Raw genomic sequence first — 22,857 nt, forward strand, 5'->3', positions numbered from 1 at the left:
ACACCTCGAACCCGCCTAAAGACAGCCACTTGTAAACAAACTACCGTTTGACCCGCACTGCCTCACTTTGGGTATGCCGAATCGCTGTTTGCCGGCTCGGCCACGAGCTGTGTCAAATATTGACGCATGTAGGCCCAGTCAAACGATGGCCCGGGATCCGCCTTGCGCAGCGGCGCGATACGCGCGTGGCTAGTTACCCTATCCGGGGTAATCGTCGGGTAAGCGGCAAACAGCGCGCGCAGCACCCGCGCCAGGGTCCGATACTGCGCCAGGCGATAGGCCGTTACCTCATCGCCCTCAAGCTCGATACCCACCGCGAAATCATTCAGCTCACGGCGCTCCACGCGGCCATCGAACCAGCACGAGCGTCCCGCATGCCAGGCGCGTTCATTGCAGCCAACGAATTGGACGCACTCGCCATCGCGCCGAATCAACAGGTGGGCCGAGACCCGCAGGCCGGCGATGGTCGCGAAGTACGGGTGTTCATCCGGGTTGAGCCGGTTAGTGAACAGCTGTTCGATATGGTCGCCGCCAAAGACGCCCGGCGGCAGGCTGATGGAATGCAGGACCACCGCCGAAACCTCCCGCTCCGGCCGGTCATTGGCATTCGGCGATGGCACCCGTCGGGCGCCATCCAACCATCCTTGTCGACACTGCATGTACTGCCCTCCTCGGCCCGCGGCGTGGATGATTCCGCTCGCATGACGCCGTCGGTCGTGTGCCCCACTGACGTGGCGGGTGTGGAATGCCTATAATGTCGCCTCAACGCCCCGTAGGACAGAGACTGCCATGCATTTTCAGGACGCCCTCGCCGAAGACATTCGCAATTGCGCCGCTCGCCTGCTGGCCGAAGATATCGGCCCGGTCGACATCACCGCCCAGCTCATCCCCGAGAAGCATCAGGCCCGCGCCCGCGTCATCAGCCGCGAACCGGCCGTGTTATGCGGCGTCGCCTGGGTCGATGAACTGTTTCGCCGCCTGGATCCGCGCGTGGCCCTGACCTGGCATGCCGCCGACGGTGACCGTCTCCCTCCCGATCAGCCCTTTCTCGAGCTCGAAGGCCCGGCGCGCAGCCTGCTTACCGGCGAGCGTGCGGCACTCAATCTGCTCCAGACGCTGTCGGCGACCGCGACCCGCACGCGTCACTATGTCGACCTTCTCGAGGGTACTGGCGTCAAGCTGCTGGACACCCGCAAGACGCTGCCGGGACTGCGTGTGGCGCAGAAGTATGCCGTCTCATGCGGTGGCGGCACCAACCACCGTATCGGGCTCTACGACGCCTTCCTCATCAAGGAAAACCACATTTCAGCCTGTGGTGGTATCGCTGCGGCCGTCAAGGAAGCCCGCAGCATCGCCAAGGACCTGACCGTCGAGGTCGAGGTCGAGACCTTCGACGAACTCGAGCAGGCGTTGGCTGCCGGCGCCGACGTCATCATGCTGGACAATTTCTCCCTCGCGGAAATGCGCGAGGCAGTATCCCGTGTGGCGGGCCGCGCGATCGTCGAGGCCTCGGGCAATGTCGATGACTCGACGCTCAAGGCGATCGCCGAGACCGGCGTCGACTGCATCTCCAGCGGCGCTCTGACCAAGGACGTCAAGGCCATCGACCTGTCGATGCGGATGATGCCGAACGGATAGTCCAGCCCCCGCGGAGCGGCATAACCAAACGTCAGGCCAGACGTCGGGCAGCAAGGTCAGCACGCCGGAGGGGAGCGGAGGGTCTTGCTCATGCAGTGGCGTGGCAGGCGCTCGCCGTTGCGCTCGACCCATTCTTCGCCATGGGACTCCCACCCCTTGTCCGACAGGCGTTCGGCGAGCATCAGGCTCGCCTCGATAATCATCCGCCGGGCGCCACCCTCGACCAGGCGTTGCTCGGCGAGAGCCAATAGCCTGCCGCCGATGCCACGTCCGGCCAGCGAAGGCCAGACATACAGCGTGACGATACGGGCTCGCTCCAGGTCGAGCTCGACGAAACCCACGCAATGTCCGTCACAATCGGCCACCAGGGTGGTATAGAGCGCTTGGCGCGCCGACCAGGCACTGGCCTCGCGGGGTAGTGCCGAGGCCCAGGCGCGACGCTGCTCGAGGCTGTAGTGCCTGCTGGCACCCTGCATTACCGCATGGTGGAAGACCTCGGCTTGATCCGCCGCATCCTTCGCCATCACCGAGCGATAGAACACCCGGGGGCGATGACGCCTCGGAGAGGCCTCCGCCCCCTCCCTCACGTCGCCAGCGGCGACGTTCTCCACGTCCGCCACGCCTCGGTCCACGTTACCCTCCACGTCGCCATCGGCGGCGTCGGCCCCGCCGCTCAGATTGGCGTGAAAGCTCATCGAGCGCCCAGGCCGGGAGTGTTGCGACTCGGCGTTGGTGGACATGGGATCTATGGACATGGGATCTGCGGACATAAAGCTGTCGGACATTGGACGGTCAGGCATGGAGAAATCCGTAAGTGAGCAAACGCTGCGCTGTGCTGGCCCCAACGAACGCTGTGGCCTGGAACCGCTCCCAGGGCTCCTGGAGCGTTCCGGCCCTGAGCAAGCCTCGGGCCATTGGGTGGCGCCGGGCAGGCGCGAACGCCCAAGCCTACCCAGTCGAAGGGCTTTCGCCAACCATCCCGCCCAGCCGTTGACACGGGAGCGCAAGATAACCGGAGCAAGCTTGATGGGTGCCATCGCCGTACTCCCCATGTATTCTCGCGGCAGCAGCGCCGGCCACGGCGTCGGCCACATGGCGCGGGGCCGATTGATCTGCCTTCGCAGCGCCGTGCGACGCCGAAACCGCCCGTGCGAGGTCGCCCTTCACGTCCGACCTGCACGACCGACATCCTCCACCGCCAATCAGGACAGCCCGTCACGAGCCCCATGAATCAGCCTACCGCCGACGCGACCTATACCCTCACCCCGATTGGCACCATCGCCAGCGACTTTCCCGACAAGTTCGGGGTGCCGCGCCAACCTGGGCTTGCCGACGAGGCCAGGGCACGCCTGGTGCTCGCACCTGCATTTGCCGACCCGATGGCGGTAAGGGGGCTGGAAGGCTTCAGCCACCTGTGGCTGACCTTCATCTTTCACCTTAGTCCGCCGCGCTGGAAAGCGTTGGTCAGGCCGCCACGTCTGGGTGGGAATGCTCGAATAGGGGTATTCGCCAGCCGTAGCACTCACCGCCCCAACCGCCTGGGGCAGTCGCTGGTCGAGTTGGTGGGCGTGGATACCCGAGCGGGCGTCACGCTGATCTTGCGCGGCGCGGATCTTGTCGATGGCACCCCGGTGGTGGACATCAAGCCCTACCTGCCATGGGCCGAGGCTCGCCCCGAGGCACGCACCGGCTTCGCCCCCGACGCGCCGAGCACCTGCCGGGTGGACTTTACCGCCGACGTCGAGGCGGCCCTGGCCGCCCGCCACGACGGCGATAGCCTCAGGCGCTTGATCACTCAGGTGCTGGCCCAGGACCCGCGTCCGGCCTATCGTGGCAGCGTGCAGCACGATGACCGCCACTACGGCGTCTTGCTGCGCGACGTCAACGTCCGCTTTCGTCGTCTCAACGACCCGGGCACCCCACGCTTTATCGTCGATGCTCTCGACCCCATGCCCCCCTCGAGGCTGCGCTGAAGGGGCGCACCGACGGCGAACGCCCCAGCCCACCGCCCACGTTCGTCGTCTCCCGCCGGACTCACTCGGTGCCGACGCCCGCGCCGCTACCCAACGACATCGCCCCGAATCCAGCCACGATTCGGGGCGATGCAAGGCATAACGACGTTAGCTCACGACGGCGACCGTCAGGCGAAATCGACACCGATACGACGGCCGACCTCTTCGTAGGCCTCGATCACCCCGCCGAGGCCTTGGCGGAAACGGTCCTTGTCGAGCTTTTCACGCGTCTTGGCATCCCACAGACGGCAGCCATCCGGCGAGAATTCGTCGCCGAGGACGATCTTGCCCTGGAAGACCCCGAACTCGAGCTTGTAGTCCACCAGCAGCATGCCCCCGTCGGCGAACAGCGTCTTGAGCACCTCGTTGACCTTGAAGGTCAGAGCCTTCATTTCGGCGAGCTGCTCCGGTGTCGCCCAACCGAAGGTCTCGGCCAGGGATTCGTTGATCATCGGGTCGTGCAGCTTGTCGTTTTTCAGGAACAGTTCGAACGTGGGCGGCGACAGCGCCTGTCCTTCCTCGACACCGAGGCGCTTGACCAGCCCGCCGGCGGCGATGTTTCGCACCACACACTCGACCGGAATCATGTCGAGCTTCTTCACCACGCACTCGGTGTCCGATAGCAGCTGCTCGACGTGGGTAGGAATCCCGGCGTCTTCCAGCTTGCCCATGATGAAGGCGTTGAAGCGGTTATTGACCATGCCCTTGCGTGCCAGCGACTCCATTCGCTCGCCGTCGAAAGCGCTGGTGTCATCACGAAAGTGCAGAATCAGACGATCAGGATCGTCGGTGGCAAAAACCGATTTGGCCTTGCCGGCATAGAGTTCTTGACGCTTTTCCATGGGAGTCTCCACAGACAGTAGGAGGAGCAGTTAAAAGATCAATGGATAGCTTGCCAGCCCAGGCCATCATCCTGAGCCGCCACGGCGAGACGGGTATCATCGCCGTCGAGCAACGGCATCAATGCCGCCAGGGCAAGCTCGGGGCGATTGTTATGCTCGGACAGGTGGGAGCAAACAATACGCTGCAGACGCTCAAGACCCAGGGCCCCGAGAAGTTCCGCCGCCTGACCGTTGGCCAAGTGCCCCCAGTTTCCGCCCACGCGGCGCTTTAGACTCGGCGGGTAGGGCCCGTCCGCCAGCATCTGGACATCATGGTTGCACTCCAGCACCAGGGCATCGCAACCACGGAAGGCCCGACGGACGTGCTCGCTGGGATGGCCAAGATCGGTCAACAGTCCCAGTCGCCGCGCGCCGCTGGCAATCAGAAACTGCACCGGCTCACGGGCATCGTGAGGCACCGTGACCGGCTCGATGGTCAACCCTTTCACGGCAAAGCATGACTGCGGCGTTATCCAGTGCCGCAGAGGTAGGCGCCCGAGCCTGCCGGACAACCAGGTGCCAGGCGTGAGGTACACCGGCAACTGATAACGACGCGCCAAAGGCCCCACCCCACGGACATGGTCGCCATGTTCATGGGTCACCACGACGGCATCGAGCTGGCGCGGGTGCAGCCCCAGGCGGGCCAGACGGCGCTCTGCCTCTTTCAGGCCGAACCCGCAGTCGACCAGCACTCGGGTATCGCCGTCGCACACCACGGTGGCATTGCCCTTGCTCCCACTGCCCAGTGACGCGAAGCTCAAGCCCGTGGTGGGTGCGGATGCTGCTCGATCTACCGAGCCCGGTGCCGCTCGATCTACCGAGCCCGATGCCGCTCGATCCACCGAGCCCGATGCCGCTCGATCCACCGAGCCCGATGCCGCTCGATCCACCGAGCCCGATGCCGCTCGATCCACCGAGCCCGATGCCGCTCGATCCATCAGAGCAGCAAACCCGCCATGCGCTCAAGCAGCTCACGCTGATCGTCCGGCGACAGCGGCTCGTCATCCAGGCTACGCGCTGCCATTACCGTTCCCTGGCCCTGGGGCGACAGGCGCAGTTCGATACGCTGCATCGACTCCATCAGGTCCATGGATGTCAGCGAATCGATAAAGCCACGAGTGCGCTCGCTCTCGGTGATGTAGTCGATCACGAAGCTGCCATTGGCCGGATCGGCACTGACCAGCTCACGGCGGTCGTCCATGGCGAAGTTGTTCTCGAGCTGGAAGCTCAATTCCGCCGATGTGCGGTCGATATCGGCCGGTAACACCATGACCCAGTTATCGCCTTGCTGCTCGTAGCTCACCGCCTCGCTGCTCGGCTGCTGCTGGGCCGACGCCGAGGCAATGCTGGCCGAAGCGCTACGCGCTTCGAAATGGCGCTGCAACGAGTTCAGGCACAGCAGGTTGAGCTGCCCGCCGCTTTCGCAGCGGACCTCAGTGGTCCCCGGACGCAGCCCCTGACGCAGCGAGAGGCTGCCATCGGTGGTGGAGAGCAGGCCCTGGGCACTGTCTCGCTGGGTGACTTCCAGCCCACGCTGTTCGGCGAAGCGCTCCAACTCCGGCCACACCACGGCCGGTGCCGCGCCGACCACGAGCCAGCGGTCGCTGCCCGTTTCCCGAATGGCCACGTCGCCAGCCGCCACGGCGGTGCTGGCGGACAACGTCTCGGGCAGCGGTGCCTCGAAGCCATCCTGACGTGCGTAGAATTCGCCGCTGCTCCGGGGCACCGGCATGACATCACGATAGCGGCTCGGGTCGCGGCTGTCGGGAAGCGAGAGCGGCGGCGCCTGACGGGCATCGACATAGTCCACGTTGCGGTCGTGGTAGTGCCCTTCCCGGGCGCAGCCTGCCAGAGCCAGAGCGGAGATCGCCACCAGCGGCAGTGCTTTCAGCGCAGAATTCATGCTTCCACCTTGCTTGATTGATAGTTCCAGGACGGCGTCAGCGACCCCGCCGGCACCAGACATCGTTTTCGACGGGCCTGGACTCAGTCCTCGATCAGGCCGGCCAGCTGCAGAGCCTCACTGATGGTGGAGTGGTACTTCTCCGACAACCAGGTCAGCGGCAGACGGATGCCGGTGTCGATGATACCCATGCGATTCAACGCCCACTTCACCGGGATCGGATTAGACTCGATGCCCAGGTTGGTGTGAAGCGGCAGTAGCCGCGTATTGATCTGGTGCGCCTTTTCCTGCTCACCGGCCACCGCCGCCGCGCACAACTCGTGCATGGCCTTGGGCGCGACGTTGGCAGTGACAGAGATATCACCATGCCCGCCCATCAGCATGAAGTCGCAAGCGGTGGCGTCATCGCCGGAATAGAGCATGAAGTCGCTGCCCTTGAGGCGCTGAATCAGATCCTCGGCGCGCTCCAGATTGCCGGTCGCATCCTTCAGACCGATGATGTTATCCACCTCGGCCAGACGCAGCACCGTCTCATTGTAGATATCCGAGCAGGTGCGTCCCGGCACGTTGTAGAGAATCACCGGCAGGTCACTGGTGGTGGCGACGGCCTTGAAGTGCTGGTACAAGCCTTCCTGGGTCGGCTTGTTGTAGTAAGGAGCCACGGTCAAGCAATAGTCTGCGCCCACTTCCTTGGCGTAGCGAGTCAGTTCGACGGCTTCCGTCGTATTGTTGGAGCCCGTGCCGGCAATCACCGGGATACGACCGTTGACCTCCTCCACCACGCTGCGAATCACATCGAAGTGCTCGGCAAACGTCATGGTGGTCGGTTCACCGGTAGTGCCGGCGGCCACGATGCCATCGGTCCCGTTGTCCAGATGAAAGTTGACCAGTCGACGCAGCGCTTCCCAGTCGATATCACCATTGGCCTTCATCGGTGTCGCCAGCGCGACGATACTGCCCGTGATCATCCTCGTTATTCCTCTCGGTTGTCCCCACAGGTGCGGCGAGATCGGCGGCCCGCGCGCTGACGTGTCCAGCATGGCTGCCCAGCCGCCACCTTTCGCGACCGAGACCAAAGGGCAAATGGTACTCAGGCGGCCATAACCTGTACAGCCACGTCTTTACATGTCGCCACGCATTCCGTGTAATCGACGCCTTTCATCGACATCAATGGAGAGACGTTATGGTCCTGGCCATCGGCGACACCGCCCCGGATTTCACCGCCCCTGCCACCGGCGATACGCCGATCACGCTGTCCGAGCTACGCGGCCAGCAGGTGGTGATCTACTTCTATCCCAAGGCCAGCACGCCAGGCTGCACCACCGAAGGCGGGGACTTTCGTGACAACAAGCCCGCCTTCGATGCGGCCAATACGGTGATTCTAGGCGTCTCTCGCGACGGTCTCCGCGCCCAGGAAAACTTCAAGGCCAAGCAGGACTTCAATTTCGCCCTGATCTCGGACAAGGACGAATCCGTGTGCCAGTTGTTTGGCGTGATCAAGTTGAAGAAGCTCTACGGCAAGGAGCATCTCGGCATCGAACGCAGCACCTTCTTGATCGATGCCGACGGCAAGCTCGCCCAGGAGTGGCGCAAGGTGAAGGTCAAGGGCCACGTGGAGGAGGTGCTGGCGGCGGCCGAGCGCCTCCAGCAAGACGTCTAGTCCCGGATGCACCCAGGGGGCGTTCGCGTCTGGCGCGCGGCGGCGAGGCGACCGCCCCCGGCACAGGACGCGACCGCCGCGACCGAGGGGCTCACCCGTTGGCGGGCAGCTTCGCCATGCTGCGCTGCTTGTGCTTGATTCCTCGCGGCCAGGCGTACACCAACGCCTTGAGCAAGGTCGCCAGCGGGATGGCGAAGAAGATGCCCCAGAACCCCCAGATTCCGCCGAAGAACAGCACCGCCAGAATGATCGATACCGGATGCAGATTCACCGCCTCCGAGAACAGCACCGGCACCAGCACGTTGCCGTCGAGCGCCTGGATCACCCCGTAGGCCACCAGCACGTAAAGGAAGTCGTCCCCCAGCCCGAAATGAAAGCCAGCCACCGCCGCGACGGGCAGGGTGGCCACCGCTGCGCCGATATAGGGCACCAGCACCGAGAAACCGACCAGCACGGCAAGCAGCGCCGAATACGGCAGACCGAAGAAGGCGAAGGTGAAGAAGGTCACCGTGCCGACGATGACGATCTCGGTCGCCTTGCCGCGGACATAGTTGGCGATCTGCAGATCCATTTCTATCCACACCCGGGTCATCAGATCGCGCCTGGCCGGCAGTAGCGAGACCAGAAATCCGACGAGCCGATCGCGATCCTTGAGCATGAAGAACACCAGGATCGGGACCAGCACCAGATACACGATCAGCGCCAGCACATTGCCAAGCGACGCCAGGGACAGGGTCAAGGCGCGCTGGCTGATCTGGGTCGCCTCTCGGCTGAGCACGCTGATCCAGTCCTGAACCAGATCCGGCGTGATCAGTTTGGGGTAAGTCATCTGCAGTTCATCAAGCATGCGCTGGCCGCTGGCGAACATTCGCGGCGTCTCCTGAATCAGGCTCGCCAGCTGGTTCCAGATCAGCGGCAGCAGGATCAAGGCCAGTGCCAGCAAGATGCCCACGAAGGCGAGAAACACCGTCAATACCGCGATCAAGTGGGGCACCTTGCGACGCGTCAGGGCATTCACGCCGCCCTGCAGCAGAAAGGCGATCACCAGGGCGGTCAAGAACGGCGCAAGCATCTTGCCAAGCCAGATCACCACCGCGAAGCCAACGACCAGCAACACCAGCAGCAGTACCGCCTCCTCATCGGAGAAGTAGTGGTCAATCCAGCCGCGTACCACCGTACGTAGACTCATGAGCGGCTCTTCCCCGCCTTGCGAATCCAGTAGTAGTAGATGTCGTCGCGTACCTCACGTGCCTCGAGCACATGCTCACTCTGCGCCGTAAAGGTTTCGAAGTCGCGCCAGGAACCCGCATCGGTCGCCCTGACTTCCAGCACCTGCCCGGCGGCCAGCCGCGATAGCGACTGCTTGGCCTTGAGCAGGGGCAGCGGACAGGGTAGTCCGCGGGCATCTAGTCTATCGTCAGGTTGCACTGCCATGATCTCTCCCGAGAGAATGCGATTACTGGCGCGGCGAGCTCAGGCCCGCCGACCCCTGCCCATTCGGGCAAGCCCTTGCGATTTAAAGGCACTTTTGTGGTCGAAGCAATGTCCCAGAAAGGCACCTCGACCCTTCGCCGTCCACGAGGACCAAGATGCGTCAACGCCCCTTGCTGCCCGTTACCGCAGGCTTCCTGGCCGTGGCTCTGAGTGTCACCACTCCTGGCCTCGCCGAAGCCCAGTACCTCGATGATTCGCCAGACCGCTTCAAGCTGCCGACCCTGGTCTCCACCGGCAGCAACGCCATCAGCGGAGAAGAGTCGCGCCTGGGCCGCGCCTGGCTACGCCAGTTCCGTGCCCACGTCCCGGAGTGGCGCGACCCCATCGCCCAGCACTACGTGGAAACCCTCGTCGGCCGGCTGGTACCTTACAGCGATCTGGGCGGCATCAACACGGCGGTCACGCTGGTCGACAACCGTTCCCTCAACGCTTTCGCCGTTCCCGGCGGCGTCATCGGGGTGAATGCCGGGCTGTTCGCGTTTGCCGACGATGAGGCCGAGGTGGCGTCGGTGGTGGCCCACGAGCTGGGGCACCTGTCCCAACGTCATTATGCCCGCGCCCAGGCCCGCATGGAGCAGACGCAAATCCCCGCCATGGCGACCATGCTGGCGGGGCTGATACTCGCCGCTGGCGGCGCCGGCGACGCCGGCATTGCAGCCCTCGCGGGCAGCCAGGCCGCGTTGATTCAGGATCAACTGCGCTACTCGCGGCGCTACGAAGAGGAAGCGGATCGCGTCGGCTTGCGGGCCATGGCCAACGCCGGCTATGTCCCCCAGGCGATGGTCGATATGTTTCGCGCCATGCAGCGCCTGATGAGCCTGCAGGGCGGCACGCCGCCAGAGTTTCTGCTGACCCACCCGATCACCGAGTCGCGTATCAGCGATACGCAGTCCCGGGTCAATCAGACCCATGTCAATCAGCCCCGCGAGGAAGATCTGCAGTATCACCTAATCCGCTCCCGTGCGCTGCTCGCCATCCACGGGCGGGATCCGAGTCAAGCCCTGACCATCATGCGTCAGGACGATGCCCCGCAAGACGCCCAACGCTACCTCCAGGCGCTGCTCGATGCCCGCAGCGGACGTATTGAAGCCGCCTTGACCAGCCTCGACGCGCTGAGTCGCCAGTACCCCGATGTGGCCATGCTCCCGGCCAGCGCCGTCAAGGTTGCCCTCGATGGCGGTCGCGTCGACGATGCCATTGCCCGGGCCCAGTCCCAGCTCAGGCTGATGCCCGGCTACGCCCCTACCGCGCAGATGCTTGGCGAAGCCCTGTTGCAGCGCGACCCGGGAAGGGCTTTTCGCGAACTCTCGGATCTGGCCGAGCGCCGCCCGGAGGACCCGAGCGTCTTTGGCCTGCTGGCCGAAGCCGCTGGACGCAGCGGACATGAAGCCTGGGGGCACCTGGCTCGCGCCGAGCAGATGCAGCTCACCGGCGATATCGATCGTGCCATTCGTCAACTCGACGTCGCCGAAGACATCGCCAACCGCGAGGGTGACATGAACGCCCGTGCACGCGTGAGAAGCCGGCGCGATGATTTCATAGGCTACCGCGAGACCATGGAAAATTTTTGATCCTCGCCGTCTTCCGGGGTCTCTTTCCTCGAGGCCCTGCCGTTGCGCATCGTGGCGATTTCCCCCAGCGAGTGTTTCCGCAGCGCCCAAAAAATCACACGCCTTGCACTGAATGTGCACGAACGGCTGCCCTTGCCATACCCCCCCCGACTAACTTCCTCGAAAACCATCGAAATGGCACCATCCTCGCCGTAGCTTAGCATCAGGCTCAGCGCTGACGGTCCGTCGTCGTATGCTGCTCTACCACCTCGTATCGACTAAGCATAATGACGACAATACCCTCACCCCCCTTACAGATGCCAGCCATCTTGCGCGCGGAAAAACAACACCCACCTGAACACCAAAAAGAACAAAAATGAGCCATTAAAAAGCATAAAAAAAGCCACGAACCACGACACCACCCTCGCCGAAATCTCCGCTAAAACCGGAATACTTTTCCCATAGACATGTGCCATTCCAGACACCAAAACCCCAGACACCCCTAACCTGTCCCGGAGTACAGTATTGGGAACAGGGCTCATTGCATAGGTTACCCATTGCGCATTTGCTTGTTCGTCATTTCCCTCTTCTCAAGGCGTATGCAATGAACACGACTCCTGACTCCAATTTCGACGCGACCCTCCTGGCCTCAACGCTGGCCGATGACTGTAACTGCACCATCACCGCAGTCGCCAACCTGGATGAAGACGGTCTTCCCGACGGGATCCCAGGAGGAAAAGGCGATGCACCTGGCATGGCTATCATGGCGACCGGCAACCTCGGCTACAGCTTCGGCGCCAATGGTCCCGCTGTCAGTGGCGCCTTTGCCTGGAACTTGAACGGGCTACCGACCCTGACATCAGGCGGCGAAGACATCAGCTTCGCCCTCAGCAGCAACGGCCAGACGCTCGTCGGCAGCACCGATGACGGCGCCACGGTACTGACCCTGGCAGTAACCGATGTCGCCAACGGCGACTACAAGCTGACCCTGTCCAAGCCCCTGGACCACCCGATTTCCGGCACCGAAGACAACCTGATCTTCTCCTTCGACTACACCATCACCGACAGCGACGGCGACCAGGCCCGGGCACGCATGGTGGTCGATGTGGACGACGACACTCCAACCATCAGCGTCGATGCGCCCTCCAGCGTCGAGCAAGGCGATAGCATTACCGGCACCTGGTCGGTGGAAGGTGGCGCCGATGGCATCGCCAACACCGCCGTCACCCTGCCCGATGATTCGACCCAGTACGCCCTTAATACGCCCATCGACACCGGCCTGGGCACCCTGGTCGTCAAGGACGATGGCACCTGGACCTTTACCGCCGAGGACGGCCTGGACCTGAGCCAGGATCCGAAGCTGATCTTCAACATCACCACCACCGATGGCGATGGCGATACCGCGGATTGCTTCGCCTGTATTCCCATCGTCGACGGTACCGATGGCATCCCCACCACTCCGGAGACCGACGGCGACCCCGCGACCAGCGCGGCGACCGCCATCGTCGATGAAGACGGCCTGCCGGGTGGTATCGCCGGGGGCGTCGATGACGTGGCTGGCGAGCACGTGGCTGCCGCCGGCATTCTCGGCTACGACTTTGGCGAGGATGGCCCAGCGGCCAGCGACTCGGTACGCTGGAGCACCGAAGGCCTGCCCGACCTCACCAGCGGCGGCAGTCAGGTCACCTGGACGCTGAACGGCAATGGCCGCTCATTGAACGGCTTCGACGCCAACGGCGAACGAGTCATCGCCATCCAGCTGACCAACCTCGACACCGGTGCCTACAAGGTCACACTGCTCAAGCCGCTGGATCACGCCGATCCGAACAGCGAAGACGACATTACGTTCAGCGTCGGCTATACCGTCACCGACAGCGATGGGGACACGGCGCAGGGCAATCTCAATGTCGTGATCGACGACGATATGCCGGTGGTCGTGGACGATGCCGCCACCACCGATAGCGATACCCCGGTCACCGTGGACGTTCTCGACAACGACAAGCTCGGGGCCGACGGTGGCGATCTGACCGATGCCAGCGTGCAGGGTGGGCCCGGCGTCGGGACCGTCACGGTCAACCCCGACGGTACCCTGACCTTCGTGCCCAATCCTGACTTCTCGGGCAACGCCTCGATCGACTACACCGTCACCGACGGCGACGGCGACACCGTCGATGGCCACTTGACCGTCACCGTGGAAGGCGGCGATAGCGTCCCGACCACTCCGGAAACCGACGGCGACCCCAACACCAAGGCAGCCACCGCCGTGGTCGATGAAGACGGCCTGCCTGGCGGCATCGCCGGCGGGGTCGATGACGTGCCCGGCGAGAGCGTGGTGGCCACGGGCACCCTGGGCTACGACTTCGGCGACGACGGTCAGGGCGGCTTCTCCTGGTCGACCGAAGGCCTGCCGACGCTGACCTCCCGCGGCGACGCCATCACCTACTCGCTGAGCGGCAATGGACGCTCACTGGTCGGTTTCGACAGCAACGGCGACCGGGTCCTGTCGGTACAGCTGACCAACGTCGCCACCGGTGCCTACAAAGTTGTGCTGGCCCAGCCGCTGGATCACGCCGATGCCACCAGTGAAGACGATATCGCCTTCAGCGTGCGCTACACCATCACCGACGGCGATGGTGATTCGGCGGCAGGCAGGCTCAATGTGGTGGTCGATGACGACACCCCGGTGTCGGCCGCCGACACCGCCACCACCGACAGTGACTCACCGGTCACCGTCGATGTGCTGACCAACGACCAGCTCGGCGCCGATGGTGGCAAGCTGACCAACGCCACCGTCCAGGATGGGGCCGATGTGGGTACCGTCAAGGTCAACCCCGACGGCACCCTGACCTTCACCCCGGACCCGGACTTTTCCGGCGACGCGGTGATCGACTACACCGTGACCGATGGCGACGGCGATCCGGTTGAAGGTCAACTGACCGTGACCGTCGAAGGCGGCGATAGCGTGCCGACGACCCCGGAAACAGACGGCGACCCCGCGACCAACCCGGCCAGGGCCGTGGTCGATGAAGACGGCCTGCCCGGCGGCGTTGCTGGCGGTATCGCCGACGTTGCCGGCGAGCCGACCGTCGCCATCGGAACCCTGGGCTACGCCTTTGGCGAGGATGGCCCAGCGGCCAGCGACTCGGTACGCTGGACCACCGATGGCCTGCCCGACCTCACCAGCGGTGGCAGTCAAGTCACCTGGACGCTGAACGGCAACGGGCGTTCGTTGAATGGCTTCGACGCCAACGGTGAACGCGTCATCGCCATTCAGCTGACCAACCTCGACACCGGTGCCTACAAGGTCACGCTGCTCAAGCCGCTGGATCATGCTCGCGCCGACATCGAGGACGACATCGCCTTCAGCGTCGGCTACACCGTCACCGATAGCGACGGCGATACCGCGAGTGGCAAGCTGAACATCATCATCGACGACGACACGCCGGTGGCCTCCGATGACGTCGCCTCCGGCGAATCCGGTTCACCGATCACGGTCGACGTGCTCGAAAACGACCAGCTCGGCGCCGATGGCGGCAAGCTGACCAACGCCACCGTCCAGGATGGGACAGATGTGGGAACCGTCAAGGTCAACCCCGACGGCACCCTGACCTTCACCCCGAATCCGGACTTCTCTGGCGATGCGGTGATCGACTACACCGCCACCGATGGTGACGGCGACCCCGTCGACGGCAAGCTCACCGTCACGGTGGAAGGCGACAGCGGTCCGACGACCCCCGAGACCGATGGCGACCCGGCGACCAATCCGGCCAAGGCCGTGGTCGATGAAGACGGCCTGCCCGGTGGTATTGCCGGCGGCATCGCCGACGTGGCCGGCGAGCCGATCGTGGCCAAGGGCACCCTGGGCTACGACTTCGGCGATGACGGCCCCGCCGCTGTTGATCCCGTCCGTTGGACCACCGATGACCTGCCGGACCTGACCAGCGGCGGCAGCCCCGTCACCTGGACCTTGAATGGCAACGGCCGCTCGCTCATCGGTACCGATGGAAACGGTGACCGCGTCATCGCCATTCAGCTCACCAACCCCGACACCGGTGCCTACAAGGTCACCCTGATGAAGCCGCTGGATCACGCCCGCGCCGACATCGAGGACGACATCGCCTTCAGCGTCGGCTACACCGTCACCGATAGCGATGGCGACACCGCCAGCGGCGTGCTCAATGTCGTCATCGATGATGACACTCCGGTGGCGAACGATGACAGCGCTTCCACCGACAGCGACACACCGATCACCGTAGACGTCCTCGGCAACGACAAGCTCGGTGCCGATGGTGGCAGCCTGACCGGCGCCACCGTGCAAGGTGGACCGAGCGTGGGGACAGTCACCACCGCCCCCGATGGCTCACTGACCTTCACGCCGAACCCGGACTTTTCTGGCGATGCGGTGATCGACTACACCGCCACCGACGGCGACGGTGACCCGGTCGACGGCACGCTCAGCGTCGCGGTGGAGGAAGGCGGCGACGTCCCGACCACCCCCGAGACCGACGATGATCCGTCCACCCAAGCGCCGACGGCCATCGTCGATGAAGACGGCCTTCCCGGCGGCGTCGCCGGCGGCAACGGCGATGTTCCTGGCGAAGCCGTCATGGTCACCGGCAGCCTCGGCTACGACTTCGGCGACGACGGTCCGGCCACCACCGGCGCCTTTGCCTGGGACACCTCCGGCCTGCCGAGCCTCACCGCCAATGGCAGCCCGATCACCTACACGGTCAGCAACAATGGCAAGACGCTGCTCGGCCTCGATAGCAGTTTCGACCGCGTGATCTCCGTTCAACTGACCGACCAGGCCACCGGTGCCTACAAGGTCGTGCTGGCCCAGCCGCTGGATCACTCCGACCCGACCAGCGAAGACGATATTGCCTTCGCCGTCGGCTATACCGTCACCGACAGCGATGGCGATAGTGCCGCCGGTAAGCTCAATATCGTCATCGACGACGATACCCCCGTGGCCGGCAATGACAGCGTGGTGACGCCAGAGGACACGCCGATCACCGTCGACGTCCTGGAGAACGATGCCTTCGGTGCCGACGGCGGCAACCTCGACGACGCCAGCGTTCAAGGCGGTAATAGCGTCGGCACCGTCACGCTGAATCCCGACAGTACGCTCACCTTCACCCCCACCCCCGGGTTCGAGGGCAACGCGGTCATCGACTACACCGGCGTGGATGGCGATGGCGACCCGCTCAACGGCACCCTGACCGTCAGCGTTGGCGACGACAGTGTGCCAACCACCCCCGAGACGGATGGCAATCCCGACACCCAATCCCCCACCGCGACCCTCGACGAGGATGGCCTGCCCGGCGGTATCTCGGGTGGCATCGGCGATGTCGCCGGCGATGCGGTCACCGCCACCGGCACCCTGGGTTACGCCTACGGCGATGACGGCCCCGCGGGCAGCAACGCCTTCAGCTGGACCACCACCGGGTTACCGGAGCTGACCAGCGGCGGCCAGCCGATCAGCTACAGCGTCAGCGCCGACGGCCTGACGCTCAGTGGCCTCGATGGCGACGACAACACCGTGTTCACGGTCGCTCTGACCAACCTGGCAACCGGCGCCTATGCGGTGACCCTGCTGCAACCGCTGGATCACTCCGACCCGACCAGCGAAGACGACATCACCTTGAGCGTCGGGTATAGCGTGCGCGATGGCGATGGCGACCAGGCCGACGGCAAGCTGACGGTAGTCGTCGACGATGACCGCCCGACAGCCTTTGCCGCCGAGCCGCTGACCCTGGAAGACGGCGCCGAAGGCTCCACCGGCTTCGTCGATCATGCCGGCGCCGACGGCGTCGGGGACGTGATCTTCACCGACGCTGCCGATGGCGAACCCGCACTCGATGCCAACGGCAATCCGCTGATGCTCGATGGCCAGGCGCTGACCCAGGACGTCAGTGCCGATGGCAAGGTCATTACCGCGACGACCGCCGGCGGTGACGTCGCCTTCACCCTGACGCTTGCCGATGACGGCAACAGCTACAGCATCGAAACCAACGGAGACATCGCCAGCGGCACGGCCGTCAGCCAGAACGCGGCCACGGGAACGCCCATCGCCGACGGCGACTTCATCTTCTACAACCGTGCAACAGGCGCCACCAGCGCAGACGTCCTGGTGTCTTCCAGCGGCAGCGGGACGCCGTCCAAGTCGGGCGATGCGCTGAGCGTTACCGATGGCGGCATCACCACCGATGAACGCCTGCGTTTCGACTTCATCAAACAGGTGTCCGTCAGCAGCAACACCCCGGTGTGGTCAGATCACCAGGCGGTGACTCAGTTCCAGCAGGTGGTGAGCTTGACCACGCCTGGCAGCGCGACAAGCATCAAGGTCGCCGCTGTCGAGTACGCGCCTGATAGCGGACTGAGCGGCGGCAACCCCCATGACTCCAGCGGCGCCCTGCTCAAGCTGGATGCCAGCAACTTCGTGGTGCAGGACAAGTTCGGCGTCGATGTGACGGACCGAGTCGAGTTCGAGGTGACAGATGACGGCGTGATCCTGTCCGGTCTGCGCGACGGCTGGAACTACGAGCTCGTCAGCGACACGCCGTTCGAAGCGGTTCAAGTGACCGGCGCCAGTGAAGTCCCGTTCAGTCTCGGTGACTTCGGCTACCGCGTTGGCGGAAGCGCAAGCGAAGTGACCTTGAGCTATGAGCTCGAAGGCACCGATGGCGACGGAGACCTTGCCACAGGCTCTCTGGACTTGACGCTGCCCGGCGACGACCAGCTGTATGTTGGCGGCAACGTCGACAACACCAAGGAAACAGGTGCAGGCGGCGACGTGCTGATCGGCGATGTCGGTGATCAAACGGGCCTGGTGAATTCTCGTGAAGACTACAACATCACCATCATCATGGACGAATCGTCGAGCATGGGTAAACCGTCGGGTACCGACAACTATAGCCGGTTCCGCTTGCAGATCGAGGGCATCAACAACTACCTGGAGACCCTGTCCACCCACAATGGCACCATCAATATTCAGATTGTGCGGTTCACCACCGGAGTCACCGGAGTCACCTCCGTCAACGACCTGTCCGAGTCCAACCTTGCAGACCTGCAGAGCTTCGTGAGCCGCGCAAGAAGAGGTGGCGGGACAAACTACGAAGCGGCCTTGACCAGTGCTCTGTCGTGGCAGAAGTCGATGGCCGCCGCCAACGACTTCGACAGCTTCACGATGTTCCTCACCGATGGCCTGCCCACGACGTACACCAACTCGAGGGGCCAGAACATTGTCGGCACGCCCGGTAACATCACCGCGCTGTCCCAAGCCCACGGCAAGTACCTTGAGCTACTCGAGTACTCGGATGTTCATGTGCTAGGCATCGGCGAGCAGTTGCCCAATCCACAAACTGCCGCAGACCTGGTACGCAAGGACTACCTCGATATCTTCGATAACACGGACACGGTCGACAACGACCGCACCATCACCCTCGAGGACGGTCGCGTCTGGACCTCTGCCGTCGGTGACGCCTCGATCGTCAACAACGTGGAAGACCTCGCCATCGCCTTGGCGAATGGCACTACCGAGAGTATTCGCGAAAGCGAGTTGGGTAACGATACGCTGAGTGGCGGCGCCGGAGACGACATCATCTTCGGCGATGCCATCAACACCGACGACCTCACCTGGACCAACGGGGATAGCGGCCAGACCTTTGCGGCGGGCGATCACGATGGGCTTGGCTATGAGGGGCTCTTTGAGTTCCTCAAGTGGTCCGCCGACCATGGCGATGGCGTCGCTCCCAGCGATGAGCAGGTGCTTGAGTATCTTCGTGAGAACTATGAGTCACTGATGGAGACGACCAGCGAAGACGGCGGCGATGATACCTTAAGAGGAGGACAGGGCGACGACGTCATCATCGCAGGCGGAGGGTTGGATCTGATCGACGGCGGTGCCGGCGATGACCTGATGTGGGGTAATGCGGGCAGCGACACCTTCGCCTGGTCTGCTGGCGACGGGGGGGCGTCCGACCAACCCGCCGCAGACACCATCCGTGACTTCACTCTTGGCGAGGTCGGCGTCGATGCCAACGCCGATAAGCTCGACCTGTCGGACCTGCTCGATGGCGCCACCGAGGCCGATGTGTCCGACTACCTGGTCGCCAGCCAGGAAGGCAACGACGTGGTGCTCGCGGTCAAGTCCAGCGGAGGCATCAGTGCCGATGGGGCCAATGCCGACCAGACCATCACCCTGACGGGGGTGGATCTCGGCGGCAACGGCGAGGACTTCATCAACAACCTGATCAACAACGGTCAGCTCGACGTGGAGTAACCTTGGAAGGGGGCGGCTCCATTGACCGCGCAGCCGTCAGAGGGCCGGCCCCCATCAGAACGTAGCAGATAGATAGCAGATAGAGAGTCGCGGCGGCACCGGGGTTGTCTTCCCGGTGCCGTCTCTGCGTTCAGGAGGTGCACTCTTCGGGGCCTCGGGTGACCGACAACGGCCACTGAACACAACGCCACTATCTCTCCCACCGTAGCGCTCCAGTACTGCTTGGTCTATCGGCCCTGTCTGTGCGGCGTGCCGTACCCGTTCTTCCTGTCGTTTCAGCCCTGTTTGTGCTGTTTGTGCTGTTTGTGCTGTTTGTGCTGCCTCCACTATCAGTACTGTCTGTCGTATCTGCCCTGCCAACCTTCGCTCCATCTCCCTGATCGAAAAATCTACCCAAACAACGACCTTTTGACGACATGAATATCTTACAACATGTGCCAATAAAGAGCCGGACTCTTTATCAATAAAACCACAACACCTCACCCCTTATCATTAATAAAAAAAACAAAAACAAATCAAATCATTGTCTTGAAGACAACATTCCCACGCCACTAGATAAACATGAAGAACTTCGCCATCAGACATGACGACAAAGGCTAAAAATACAGCGCAGATATCTTGTATTTTCTGCTCAACGGAACCCTGAAAAAATCTAAACGAAGTGTCCCTGAGTACAGTTCATTGCCTGACGTTTATTGCATAGTTTTATGTCTGCATCGTTGGTTTATCAACACCTCACACCGACCAACCGACTTCGACACACCTCTTCAACAACACCATTAAAAAAAAGGCGCAGGAAATGAACATGACGAAAGGCATCGACCTCAACGCAGCGGTACTGGCGACGCTGGCCAACGACTGCAACTGTACCGTCACTGCGACGGTGAAGCTTGATGAAGATGGCCTGCCTGGCGGCATCCCCGGTGGCAATGGCGATGCACCCGGCACGGCGGTCACGGCCACGGGGAATCTCGGCTACAGCTTCGGCAATAATGGGCCCGCCAGCAGTGGGGCCTTCACCTGGAAGCTTGATGACGCTCCTTCCCTGACCTCAGCAGGCGAGGATGTCACCTTTACCCTGAGCAACGATGGACGTACCGCGATTGGCACTACCGGTAACGGCGACACGGTGTTGACCCTGGTGCTGACCGACGTCGCCAGTGGAAGCTACAAGATCACGCTGTCCAAGCCTCTGGATCACCCTATCTCGGGCACCGAAGATGATCTTGTGTTTTCCTTCGACTACGCCATTGCCGACAGCCAAGGCGGCGAAGCGCAAGCCCGCATGGTAGTGGTCGTCGACGACGACACCCCGGAGAGTAGCGTCATTTTCCCGACCAGCATCCAGGACGGCGACAGCATTAGCGGCAGCTGGTCGGTTGATGGCGGCGCCGATGGTGTGGCCAGCACCGTGGTCTCCTTGCCCGGGAACACGAATCAGTATCCTCTGAACACCCCCATCGACACCGGCCTTGGCACTCTCATCGTCAGGGACAACGGCACTTGGTCATTCAACGTCGATGACGACCTCGACACGAGTCAAGACCCCAAGCTGATCTTCGACATCGTTACCACCGATGGCGATGGTGATACGGTCCACAGCAACGTGTGCATTCCCATCGTCGACGGCGGCGATGGCGTCCCGACCACGCCGGAAACCGACGGCGATCCCGCTACCGTGGCGCCCACAGCGACCGTCGACGAAGACGGACTGCCCGGCGGCATCGCCGGCGGCAACGGCGACGTGCCCGGCCAGGCCACGTCCGTCAGCGGGACGATCGGCTATGACTTCGGCGACGATGGCCCGGCAGCCAGTAACGCCTTTCGCTGGTCCACCGACGGCCTGCCGGCGCTGACCTCCAAGGGCCAGGACATCAGCTACAGCCTGAGCGGCAACGGACGCTCGATCGTCGGGTTCAACGACGACGGCGACCGGGTGCTGTCGATCCAGTTGACCGACGTCGCCAAAGGCACCTACAAGGTGGCCATTGCCCAGCCGCTCGACCACTCAGACCCCACGACCGAAGACGACATCCGCTTCAGCGTCGGCTACACCATCACCGACAGCGACGGCGACAGCGCCGACGGCAAGCTCAATGTGGTGATCGACGATGACACCCCGGTCGCCGCCTCCGACTTCGCCACCACCGATAGCGATACCCCGGTCACCGTCGACGTGCTCGACAACGACCAGCTCGGCGCCGATGGCGGCAGCCTGACCAACGCCAGCGTCCAGGGCGGATCCAACGTCGGTACGGTCACCACCCAGCCCAATGGCACGGTGACCTTTACCCCCCACCCGAACTTCTCGGGCAATGCCGTGATCACCTACACCGTCACCGACGGCGATGGCGACCCGGTCACCGGCAAGCTCAAGGTCAAGGTCGAGGACGGCGGCGACGTGCCCACCACCCCGGAAACCGACGGCGACCCGACCACCAAGTCACCCACCGCCACCGTGGATGAAGATGGCCTGCCCGGCGGCATCGCCGGCGGCGACGGCGATGTGCCCGGCGAGGCCACCAGCGTGACCGGTTCGCTGGGCTATGACTTCGGCGACGACGGCCCCGGCGGCTTCAGCTGGTCGACCAATGGCCTGCCCTCGCTGACCTCACAGGGCGAGTCGCTCGACTATTTTCTGAGCAACAACGGCCACACCCTGACCGCCTTCGACGAAGGCTTCGCCCCGGTGTTCTCCGTTAAGCTGACCAATCAGGCCAGCGGCGCCTACCGGGTGACCTTGTTCCAGCCGCTGGACCACTCAGACCCCACGACCGAAGACGACATCCGCTTTAGCGTCGGCTACACCATCACCGACAGCGATGGCGACAGCGCCGACGGCAAGCTCAACATGCGGGTCGACGATGACACCCCGGTCGCCGCCTCCGACTTCGCCACCACCGATAGCGATACCCCGGTCACCGTCGACGTGCTCGACAACGACCAGCTCGGCGCCGATGGCGGCAGCCTGACCAACGCCAGCGTCCAGGGCGGATCCAACGTCGGTACGGTCACCACCCAGCCCAATGGCACGGTGACCTTCACCCCCCACCCGAACTTCTCGGGCAATGCCCTGATCACCTACACCGTCACCGACGGCGATGGCGACCCGGTCACCGGCAAGCTCAAGGTCAAGGTCGAGGACGGCGGCGACGTGCCCACCACCCCGGAAACCGACGGCGACCCGACCACCAAGTCGCCCACCGCCACCGTGGATGAAGACGGCCTGCCCGGCGGCATCGCCGGCGGCGATGGCGACGTGCCCGGCGAGGCCACCAGCGTGACCGGTTCGCTGGGCTATGACTTCGGCAACGACGGCCCCGGCGGCTTCAGCTGGTCGACCAATGGCCTGCCCTCGCTGACCTCACAGGGCGAGTCGCTCGACTATTTTCTGAGCAACAACGGCCACACCCTGACCGCCTTCGACGAAGGCTTCGC

14 protein-coding genes are annotated in these 22,857 nt (G+C 63.6%); 6 read left to right on the forward strand and 8 right to left on the reverse strand.

The window, feature by feature from the left end:
• Positions 1-62: 62 nt before the first annotated feature.
• Entirely contained in the window at positions 63-659 is a 597-nt protein-coding gene (gene ampD, locus ACUN9Y_RS09030; RefSeq protein WP_445460362.1) for a 1,6-anhydro-N-acetylmuramyl-L-alanine amidase AmpD, read from the reverse strand.
• A 130-nt stretch (positions 660-789) separates the two neighbouring features.
• Here ampD and nadC point away from each other — a divergent pair, with 130 nt between their 5' ends.
• Positions 790-1,638 carry a carboxylating nicotinate-nucleotide diphosphorylase gene (gene nadC, locus ACUN9Y_RS09035; protein WP_445460363.1) on the forward strand — a complete coding sequence of 283 codons (849 nt, stop codon included), beginning with the start codon at positions 790-792 and terminating at the stop codon, positions 1,636-1,638.
• A 56-nt stretch (positions 1,639-1,694) separates the two neighbouring features.
• On the opposite strand, the gene ACUN9Y_RS09040 is transcribed toward nadC, so the two are convergent.
• Positions 1,695-2,393: a GNAT family N-acetyltransferase gene (locus ACUN9Y_RS09040; RefSeq protein ID WP_445460364.1), complete on the reverse strand. Its 699-nt coding sequence runs from the start codon at positions 2,391-2,393 to the stop codon at positions 1,695-1,697.
• Positions 2,394-2,864: 471 nt separating this feature from the next.
• On the opposite strand from ACUN9Y_RS09040, the gene tsaA reads away from it, so the two are divergent.
• Entirely contained in the window at positions 2,865-3,611 is a 747-nt protein-coding gene (tsaA, locus tag ACUN9Y_RS09045) for a tRNA (N6-threonylcarbamoyladenosine(37)-N6)-methyltransferase TrmO (protein ID WP_445460365.1), read from the forward strand.
• Between the two features lie 167 nt (positions 3,612-3,778).
• Here the strand turns inward: tsaA and purC are convergent, their stop codons facing one another.
• The 4 genes from purC to dapA form a co-directional block, all read right to left on the reverse strand.
• Positions 3,779-4,492, reverse strand: coding sequence for a phosphoribosylaminoimidazolesuccinocarboxamide synthase (purC, locus tag ACUN9Y_RS09050; protein WP_445460366.1), 714 nt, complete (start codon positions 4,490-4,492; stop codon positions 3,779-3,781).
• Positions 4,493-4,530: 38 nt separating this feature from the next.
• Positions 4,531-5,292 carry an MBL fold metallo-hydrolase gene (locus ACUN9Y_RS09055; protein WP_445460387.1) on the reverse strand — a complete coding sequence of 254 codons (762 nt, stop codon included), beginning with the start codon at positions 5,290-5,292 and terminating at the stop codon, positions 4,531-4,533.
• Positions 5,293-5,468: 176 nt separating this feature from the next.
• On the reverse strand, positions 5,469-6,434 hold the full coding sequence (locus ACUN9Y_RS09060; protein WP_445460367.1) for a lipoprotein-34: 966 nt from the start codon (positions 6,432-6,434) through the stop codon (positions 5,469-5,471).
• Positions 6,435-6,517: 83 nt separating this feature from the next.
• Complete coding sequence (dapA, locus tag ACUN9Y_RS09065; protein ID WP_445460368.1) at positions 6,518-7,402, reverse strand: 4-hydroxy-tetrahydrodipicolinate synthase; 885 nt, start codon at positions 7,400-7,402, stop codon at positions 6,518-6,520.
• Between the two features lie 215 nt (positions 7,403-7,617).
• On the opposite strand from dapA, the gene bcp reads away from it, so the two are divergent.
• The gene (bcp, locus tag ACUN9Y_RS09070; RefSeq protein WP_445460369.1) at positions 7,618-8,094 is read left to right on the forward strand and encodes a thioredoxin-dependent thiol peroxidase; all 477 of its coding nucleotides are present in this window, start codon (positions 7,618-7,620) and stop codon (positions 8,092-8,094) included.
• A 91-nt stretch (positions 8,095-8,185) separates the two neighbouring features.
• Here bcp and ACUN9Y_RS09075 read toward each other — a convergent pair whose 3' ends face one another.
• Both ACUN9Y_RS09075 and ACUN9Y_RS09080 read right to left on the reverse strand, forming a co-directional pair.
• The gene (locus ACUN9Y_RS09075) at positions 8,186-9,283 is read right to left on the reverse strand and encodes an AI-2E family transporter (protein WP_445460370.1); all 1,098 of its coding nucleotides are present in this window, start codon (positions 9,281-9,283) and stop codon (positions 8,186-8,188) included.
• The gene (locus ACUN9Y_RS09080) at positions 9,280-9,528 is read right to left on the reverse strand and encodes a sulfurtransferase TusA family protein (RefSeq protein ID WP_445460371.1); all 249 of its coding nucleotides are present in this window, start codon (positions 9,526-9,528) and stop codon (positions 9,280-9,282) included. Before ACUN9Y_RS09080 ends, ACUN9Y_RS09075 begins: the two co-directional genes overlap by 4 nt.
• Before the next feature lie 155 nt (positions 9,529-9,683).
• On the opposite strand from ACUN9Y_RS09080, the gene ACUN9Y_RS09085 reads away from it, so the two are divergent.
• The 3 genes from ACUN9Y_RS09085 to ACUN9Y_RS09095 form a co-directional block, all read left to right on the forward strand.
• Positions 9,684-11,159 carry a M48 family metalloprotease gene (locus ACUN9Y_RS09085; protein WP_445460372.1) on the forward strand — a complete coding sequence of 492 codons (1,476 nt, stop codon included), beginning with the start codon at positions 9,684-9,686 and terminating at the stop codon, positions 11,157-11,159.
• A 583-nt stretch (positions 11,160-11,742) separates the two neighbouring features.
• Entirely contained in the window at positions 11,743-19,419 is a 7,677-nt protein-coding gene (locus ACUN9Y_RS09090) for a T1SS-143 repeat domain-containing protein (RefSeq protein WP_445460373.1), read from the forward strand.
• Between the two features lie 805 nt (positions 19,420-20,224).
• Positions 20,225-22,857: Ig-like domain-containing protein (locus ACUN9Y_RS09095; RefSeq protein WP_445460374.1), on the forward strand; the 2,633-nt coding region annotated here is incomplete at its 3' end.

The organism is Halomonas sp. V046 (genome assembly GCF_052645355.1).